This is a genomic window from Kitasatospora sp. NPDC057198 (genome assembly GCF_042670125.1).
Classification (GTDB): Bacteria; Actinomycetota; Actinomycetes; order Streptomycetales; family Streptomycetaceae; genus Kitasatospora.
This window is the reverse complement of sequence record NZ_JBHUWH010000406.1, coordinates 1-7,086: the sequence shown is the minus strand read 5'-3', so window position 1 is coordinate 7,086 and position 7,086 is coordinate 1. Positions and strand designations below refer to the sequence as shown.

The window sequence follows — 7,086 nt, the reverse complement described above, 5'->3', positions numbered from 1 at the left end:
CCTCTCCGGAGGGGGGACCGGGCCCCGGCACGTTCGCGCTCAGACCAGCCGGCGGGCGGTGGCCCAGCGGGTCAGCTCGTGCCGGTTGGAGAGCTGCAGCTTGCGCAGCACCGCCGAGACGTGGCTCTCCACCGTCTTGACCGAGATGAACAGCTGCTTGGCGATCTCCTTGTAGGCGTAGCCGCGGGCGATCAGCCGCAGCACCTCGCGCTCGCGCTGGGTGAGCCGGTCGAGGTCCTCGTCGACCGGCGGGGTGTCGGTGGCGGCGAAGGCGTCCAGCACGAAGCCGGCCAGCCGGGGCGAGAACACCGCGTCGCCGTCGGCGATCCGGAAGACCGCGTTGACCAGGTCGGTGCCGGTGATGGTCTTGGTGACGTAGCCGCGGGCGCCGCCGCGGATCACCCCGATCACGTCCTCGGCGGCGTCCGAGACGGACAGCGCCAGGAAGCGCACGCCCTCCACCCCGGCCGAGCGGCGCAGCACCTCGACGCCGCCGCCGCCGGGCAGGTGGACGTCGAGCAGCACCACGTCGGGCCGGGTCTCGGCGACCACCCGGACCGCGGACTCCACGTCGTCGGCCTCGCCGACCACGTCGATGCCGGTCTCCTCGGTCCGTCCGATCTCGGCGCGCACGCCGGTGCGGAACATCCGGTGGTCGTCGACCAGGACCACCCGGGCCCGCCTGCCGGGTGCCGCCTCCTGCGCCGCTGCGTCAGTCATCTGCCGCCCTCTCCATCTCCAGCTCGACCTCGGTCCCGCCGTCCGGCGCGGGCCGCACCCGCGCGGTGCCCCCGTTGCGCCGCATCCGGCCGATGATCGATTCGCGTACGCCCATGCGGTCCTCGGGGAGGTCGTCGGGGTCGAAGCCGGGGCCGTGGTCGCGGACGAACACCGACACCGTCCTCCCCTCCACCTCCGCGTAGACCTGGACCGGTCCACCGCCACCGTACTTGGCGGCGTTCACCATGGCTTCCCTGGCCGCCCTCATCTGCGAGGCGATCCTCTCGTCCATCGGGCAGTCGCCGACGCAGACCAGCTCCAGGTGCACGCCGTGCCGGTCCTCGACCTCGGCGACGATCTCCCGCAGGTGCTCGGCCAGGGTGTCGGGGGCCTGCTCGGCGACGGCCTCCGGGCGGTACAGCCACAGCCGCAGCTCGCGCTCCTGGGCGCGGGCCAGGCGCAGCACCTCCTTGGGGTCCTCGGCCCGGCGCTGGATCAGGGTGAGGGTGTGCAGCACCGAGTCGTGCACGTGCGCGGCGATCTCGGCCCGCTCCTGGGCGCGGATGCGGGCGGTGCGCTCGGCGCCGAGGTCCTGCCACATCCGCAGCATGGACGGGCCGCCGAGCACCAGCACGCCCGCCACCACGGCCAGCGAGGACTCGACGACCAGCGCGACCGGGGAGTCCACGCCCTGGGTGACGAAGTAGCCGATGATGCCGGCCACCACCAGCAGCACCCCGGCCAGCACCCGCAGGTAGGCGCCCTTGCGGCTGCCCGGCTCCAGGCCGAACCAGCTCTGCCAGCGCGAGTCGTCGGCCTGCCGCCACACCAGGGCGACGCCGATGCCGACCGCCAGCAGCGGCCACACGTACGGCTGGGCGGTCTGGATGCCCAGCGCGGACAGCAGCGCCATCACGCCGATCACCAGCGCGACCAGGGCGAACAGCTGGCCCATGCTGCCGCCGCGGCCGCGGCCGGGCACCGGGGCGGGGACGTCCGCCTCCGCGGCGGCGGCGCCCTCCTCGCCGTGGAAGGTGCGCTCCAGCAGGTCGCGCAGCCGCCCGAAGCGGCCGGGGGCGCCCTCCCCGGGGCGCCGGGCGGGGCGCTCGGCGCCGGGGGCGGCCTGGTTGATGCCCAGCGGCACCACGACCCAGAACGCGGCGTACAGCAGGGCGCCGATGCCCTCGGAGAAGAACAGCACGATGAACGCCAGCCGCACCCAGGTGACCGGCACCCCGAGGTGGGTGGCCAGCCCCTGGCAGACGCCGCCGAGGATCCGCCCGTGCGGGCTGCGGTACAGCCGCCGGTAGGGCGGCTCGCCGGCCGGCGGGTCGGCCGGGGCGGGCTCGGGGCTCCTGGGTTCGGTGCTTCTGCTCTCGGGTGCGGCCACGGCACCGATGGTGGCAGGTGCCGGGGCGGCGGCGCATCAGGGTCCGGCCCCCAGAACCACTCAGGGACAGTTCAGGGTCGCTCCCGGGCCCCGGACGGTTGGGCCGGGCCCGGCGGCCCGGAAGGATGGGGGACATGACGGAGGACCAGATCCCGCAGGACCCGGCCGCCCCCGACGGGGGCCGCCCGGCGCTGACCCGCTCCTCCCGGCACCGGGTGGTGGCGGGCGTGTGCGGCGGCCTGGGCCGCTACCTGGACATCGACCCGGTGGTGTTCCGGGTGGTGATCGCGGTGCTCGGCCTGACCGGCGGACTCGGCCTGTTCATCTACGGCCTGGCCTGGCTGGTGGTGCCGCGCGAGGCCGCGGACGGCGACGGCGGCGCCACCGAGCTGCACCGGGTGCTGACCGGCCGGGTCGACGGCCAGTCGGTGGGCGCGGTGCTGGTGACGGTGATCGGCACCGGGGTGTTCTTCTCCTCGATGGGCGATGGCGGCCAGCTGTTCCCGCTGCTGCTGCTCGCCGCACTGGTGTTCCTGGCCCTGCGCTACGACCCGGAGCGGCGGCGGCGCCTCGACGGCGACGCGCCGCCCTCCGCCCGCGCCCGCGGCCCGCGCGACCGGCTGGAGGACGACGGCCCGTCCGCCGACTGGAAGACCTGGGGCGAGTCGGTCGGCCGGGACCTGCGGGTGGAGTGGAAGGCCCGCAGCGCGGAGTTCCAGGAGCGGGTGCGCTCCTGGCAGGAGGAGCGGGCGGTCGGCGGCACCGGGGAGCGGGCGGCCGGCGACGACGGCGAGCGGCCCGCCGACACCCCGCCGGTCGGCCCGTCCGGCTACCTGTGGGACCCGCGGCACCCGGAGCGCAACCCGTACGGCGCCCCGACGCCGCCCGGGGCGCCCGCCCAGCCGTGGTGGCAGCGCGCCGACCTGCCGGAGGGCGACCCGCTGCGCAAGGAGCCGCGCGAACCGGACGGCGCCGAGACCTACCAGGAGCGGATGGAGCGCCGGATGGCGGACCACCGCGTCCGGCAGCGGGAGGCGATGGAGCGGCACCGGGCGAGCATGGAGCGCCACCGCGAGTGGAAGGCCCGGCGCCGCGCCGAGCGCGGCTCCCCGGTGCTGGCCGTCTCGGCGGTGCTGGTGTCGGTCGGCGCGTCCTGGGCGGTGGCGGCGAGCGACCACGGGCAGCAGCGCTGGTCGACGGTGCTGGCGGTGGCGCTGCTGCCGCTGGGCCTGGCGATGGTGGTCGGCTCCCGCTGGGGCCGCGCCCGCGGGCTGACCTTCCTGTCGCTGCTGCTGACGGCGGGCCTGGTGGTCTCGGCCGGCACCTCGGCGACGGTCGCGGGCAGCACCGGCGACCACCGCTGGACGGTCTCCGCCCCGGGCGAGCTGCACCCGGAGTACACGCTGGCGTTCGGCGACGCGAAGCTCGACCTGTCGGCGCTGGACCCGGCGGGCGGCACCCTGGCCACCGAGCTGCGGGTCGGCGCGGGCGACGCCAGGGTGACCGTGCCGACCGGGGTGGAGCTGCGGCTGAAGGTGCGCAACGGCCTGGGCGAGGTGACCCTGCCGGACGGGCAGAACTTCAACGGCCCCGGCACCGACGAGGACGTGGTGATCGAGGTCCCGGACGGACGGCCGTCCAGGGGCGTGCTGGAACTGGCGGTCACCGTGGGCGCCGGAGACATCAAGGTGGTGCGGTGATGAGGAAGCACAGGTTCGACCTGTACGCGCTGGTCGCGGGCGGGCTGTTCACCGCGCTGGCGGTGCTGTACCTGGTGGCCTCGCTCAACGACCGCGAGGTGAACAGCCGCTTCGTGCTGCCGCTGGCGTGCATCGTGCTCGGCGCGGCCGGCCTGGCCGGCGCCCTGGTGGCGGCCGCCCGGCGCGGGAAGGGCGGGGCCCGCGACGACGACCACAGCCTGGACTGACCGTCAGGACTGCTGCGGGCCCAGCTCCAGCTGCTCGCCGTTCCTGGTGACCGCGTACGTGGGCAGCGGCTTCACGGCCGGGCCGGTGATCACCGCGCCGGTGGCGGCGTCGAAGGTGGAGCCGTGGCAGGGGCAGTACAGCTTGCCGTCCTTGGGCGGGTTGACCGCGCAGCCGGAGTGGGTGCAGACCGAGGACAGGCCGGCGTACTGCCCGGCGGCGGGCTGGACGATGTAAACGGCGTCGCCGCTGGCCGGGTCCTTGACGGTGGCGGAGCCGCCGACCGGGACCTGCGCGGCGGGCACCGCGGGGCCGGGCTGCGGGACGGGGCTGGTGGCGCCGGTGCCGGACGCGGCGGCGGGGGCCCCGTCCCGGCCGAAGCTCGCGGTGAGCGAGCCGGAGAGCAGCCCGGCACCGCCGAGCGCGACGGCCGCGATGCCGCCGTCGAGCAGGGCGCGGCGGCGCACCGCGTCCTCGGCCAGGCCGCGGGCCCGGTCGCGGGCGGCCCGGGCGGCGAGGTAGCCGTCGACCGACAGGTACGGGGTGCCGGCCAGCAGCAGCGGCGTCCAGGCCATCAGGTAGGCCAGGTCGTTGCCGAGGTAGTACGGGGTGGTGTGGAAGCTGACGGTCAGCCAGAGGGTGGCGGACAGCAGCGCGCCGCCGAGCGCGGCGATCCGGCCCCACAGGCCGAACAGGGTGCCCAGGCCGACGGCGAGCTCGCCGAAGGCGATCAGCAGGCCGAAGAAGGTGGGCGCGTGCAGCGCGGGGGACAGCGCCCAGCCGATCGGGCTGCCGCCCTCGGCGGCCTTCGTCTGGGCGTAGAACGAGGCCGGGTCGCCCGCGCCGGCCAGGTAGTGCGCGTCGGAGAGCTTGTCGAAGGCGGCGTAGACGAAGGTCGCGCCGAGGAACAGCCGCAGCGGCAGCAGCGCGAAGCGCGTGCCCAGGGCCTTCCACTCGGTGATCCCGGCGCCCGCCGTGCCGCCCGCCGCACTGCCCGTTCCCGTCGCCATCCTCGCCGCCCTCTCCCTCGCCGCCTGCCGTCCGCCGACGGATGCCGACCGGACCGGGTCCGATTGTGCCCGGTGCCCTTCCCACATGGCCGCGCCGCCACTCCCCTGGTGCGGGAAGCGGCGGCGCGGTCACACGGTTGCCGGTGGGATCACTCCCACTCGATGGTGCCCGGCGGCTTGGAGGTGACGTCCAGGACGACCCGGTTCACGTCCTTGACCTCGTTGGTGATCCGGGTGGAGATCTTGGCCAGCACCTCGTAGGGCAGCCGCGACCAGTCCGCGGTCATGGCGTCCTCGGAGGAGACCGGGCGCAGCACGATCGGGTGGCCGTAGGTGCGGCCGTCGCCCTGCACGCCGACCGAGCGGACGTCGGCCAGCAGCACCACCGGGCACTGCCAGATCTCGGCGTCCAGGCCGGCCAGGGTCAGCTCCTCGCGGGCGATGGCGTCGGCCTCGCGGAGCAGGTCCAGGCGCTCCTTGGTGACCTCGCCGACGATCCGGATGCCGAGGCCGGGGCCGGGGAAGGGCTGGCGCTGGACGATCTCGGCGGGCAGGCCGAGCTCCTGGCCGACCATCCGGACCTCGTCCTTGAACAGCTTGCGCAGCGGCTCGACGAGCTGGAACTCGAGGTCCTCGGGGAGGCCGCCGACGTTGTGGTGGGACTTGATGTTGGCGGTGCCGGTGCCGCCGCCGGACTCCACCACGTCCGGGTACAGGGTGCCCTGGACCAGGAACTCCACGGCGGGGCCCTCGTCGGCGATGATGTCGGCCTGGGCCTGCTCGAAGACCCGGATGAACTCGCGGCCGATGATCTTGCGCTTCTGCTCGGGGTCGGAGACGCCCTTCAGCGCGGTCAGGAAGCGCTCCTCGGCGTCGACCACGACCAGCTTGACGCCGGTGGCCGCGACGAAGTCCTTCTCGACCTGCTCGGTCTCGCCCTTGCGCATCAGGCCGTGGTCGACGTACACGCAGGTCAGCCGGTCGCCGATGGCGCGCTGCACCAGGGCGGCGGCGACCGCGGAGTCCACGCCGCCGGACAGGCCGCAGATGGCGCGCTTGTCGCCGACCTGCTCGCGGATCAGCGCGACCTGCTCCTCGACCACGTTGGTGGTGGTCCAGTTCGGGGCGATGCCGGCGCCGCGGTACAGGAAGTGCTCCAGCACCTGCTGGCCGTGCTCGGAGTGCATCACCTCGGGGTGGTACTGCACGCCGTACAGCTTGAGGTCGTCGTTCTCGAAGGCGGCGACCGGCACCACGTCGGTGGAGGCGGTGACGGTGAAGCCCTCGGGCGCGGCCGAGCAGGCGTCGCCGTGCGACATCCACACCGAGTGCCGGTCCGGGGTGCCCTCGAACAGCGTGGAGCCGGAGCGGGTCACGGTCAGCGGGGTGCGGCCGTACTCGCGGGCGCCGCTGTTGTCGACGGTGCCGCCGAGGGTCTTGGCCATCAGCTGGAAGCCGTAGCACATGCCGAAGACCGGGACGCCGGCCTCGAAGAGCGCGCGGTCGAGCTGCGGGGCGCCCTCCTCGTAGACCGACGACGGGCCGCCGGAGAGGATGATCGCCCGGGGGTTCTTGGCGAGCATCTCGGCGACCGGCATGGAGCTGGGCACGATCTCGCTGTAGACCCGCGCCTCACGCACCCGGCGGGCGATGAGCTGGGCGTACTGGGCGCCGAAGTCGACGACCAGGACGGTGTCGTTCTCGGGTGCGGACTGGACGGGGGAATCAGCGGACACAGACGGCCTTCCGGCGGCGGTACAAGGGGGTGTCGCCCCCGAGTCTACCGGGACGCTTTCACCCGACTGCCCGCCCGGCCGCCCGTGACCGCGCGGCCCGGCGAATCGTTGCACCGGGAGACCGCGCGCGAAGCCGGCACCCTCCAGGTGCGGGCGGCACCGCGCGGCGGAACCACGCGTGGATCAATCTCCGGTCCACCGGGTGCGCGTGGCGGGCACGGGCCCGCCGTGGGACCGCGCCCCGGTGCAGCGGTCGGGTCAGCAGGGGACAGCGACCCCGTCCGCGACCGGGCGGACCCGGGGTG

Annotated in this window: 6 protein-coding genes; 2 read left to right on the top strand and 4 right to left on the bottom strand. The window is 74.9% G+C overall.

Going from position 1 to position 7,086, the window contains the following annotated elements; genetic code table 11:
• Positions 1-39 precede the first annotated feature (39 nt).
• Both ACFUEL_RS31520 and ACFUEL_RS31515 read right to left on the bottom strand, forming a co-directional pair.
• Positions 40-720, bottom strand: a complete 681-nt coding sequence (locus tag ACFUEL_RS31520; RefSeq protein WP_380240278.1) for a LuxR C-terminal-related transcriptional regulator — start codon at positions 718-720, stop codon at positions 40-42.
• Positions 713-2,110, bottom strand: a complete 1,398-nt coding sequence (locus tag ACFUEL_RS31515; RefSeq protein ID WP_380240276.1) for a PspC domain-containing protein — start codon at positions 2,108-2,110, stop codon at positions 713-715. The genes ACFUEL_RS31520 and ACFUEL_RS31515 overlap by 8 nt, the downstream gene beginning before the upstream one ends.
• A 134-nt stretch (positions 2,111-2,244) precedes the next feature.
• Here ACFUEL_RS31515 and ACFUEL_RS31510 point away from each other — a divergent pair, with 134 nt between their 5' ends.
• The gene (locus tag ACFUEL_RS31510; protein WP_380240274.1) at positions 2,245-3,810 is read left to right on the top strand and encodes a PspC domain-containing protein; all 1,566 of its coding nucleotides are present in this window, start codon (positions 2,245-2,247) and stop codon (positions 3,808-3,810) included.
• A complete protein-coding gene (locus ACFUEL_RS31505) occupies positions 3,810-4,037 on the top strand; it encodes a hypothetical protein (RefSeq protein ID WP_380240272.1) in 228 nt (75 codons plus the stop codon). Before ACFUEL_RS31510 ends, ACFUEL_RS31505 begins: the two co-directional genes overlap by 1 nt.
• Before the next feature lie 3 nt (positions 4,038-4,040).
• Here ACFUEL_RS31505 and ACFUEL_RS31500 read toward each other — a convergent pair whose 3' ends face one another.
• Positions 4,041-5,045 (bottom strand): Rieske 2Fe-2S domain-containing protein, encoded by a 1,005-nt coding sequence (locus ACFUEL_RS31500; protein WP_380240270.1) that lies wholly within the window; start codon positions 5,043-5,045, stop codon positions 4,041-4,043.
• 149 nt (positions 5,046-5,194) lie between these two features.
• Positions 5,195-6,781, bottom strand: coding sequence for a glutamine-hydrolyzing GMP synthase (guaA, locus tag ACFUEL_RS31495; RefSeq protein ID WP_380240268.1), 1,587 nt, complete (start codon positions 6,779-6,781; stop codon positions 5,195-5,197).
• Positions 6,782-7,086 lie beyond the last annotated feature (305 nt).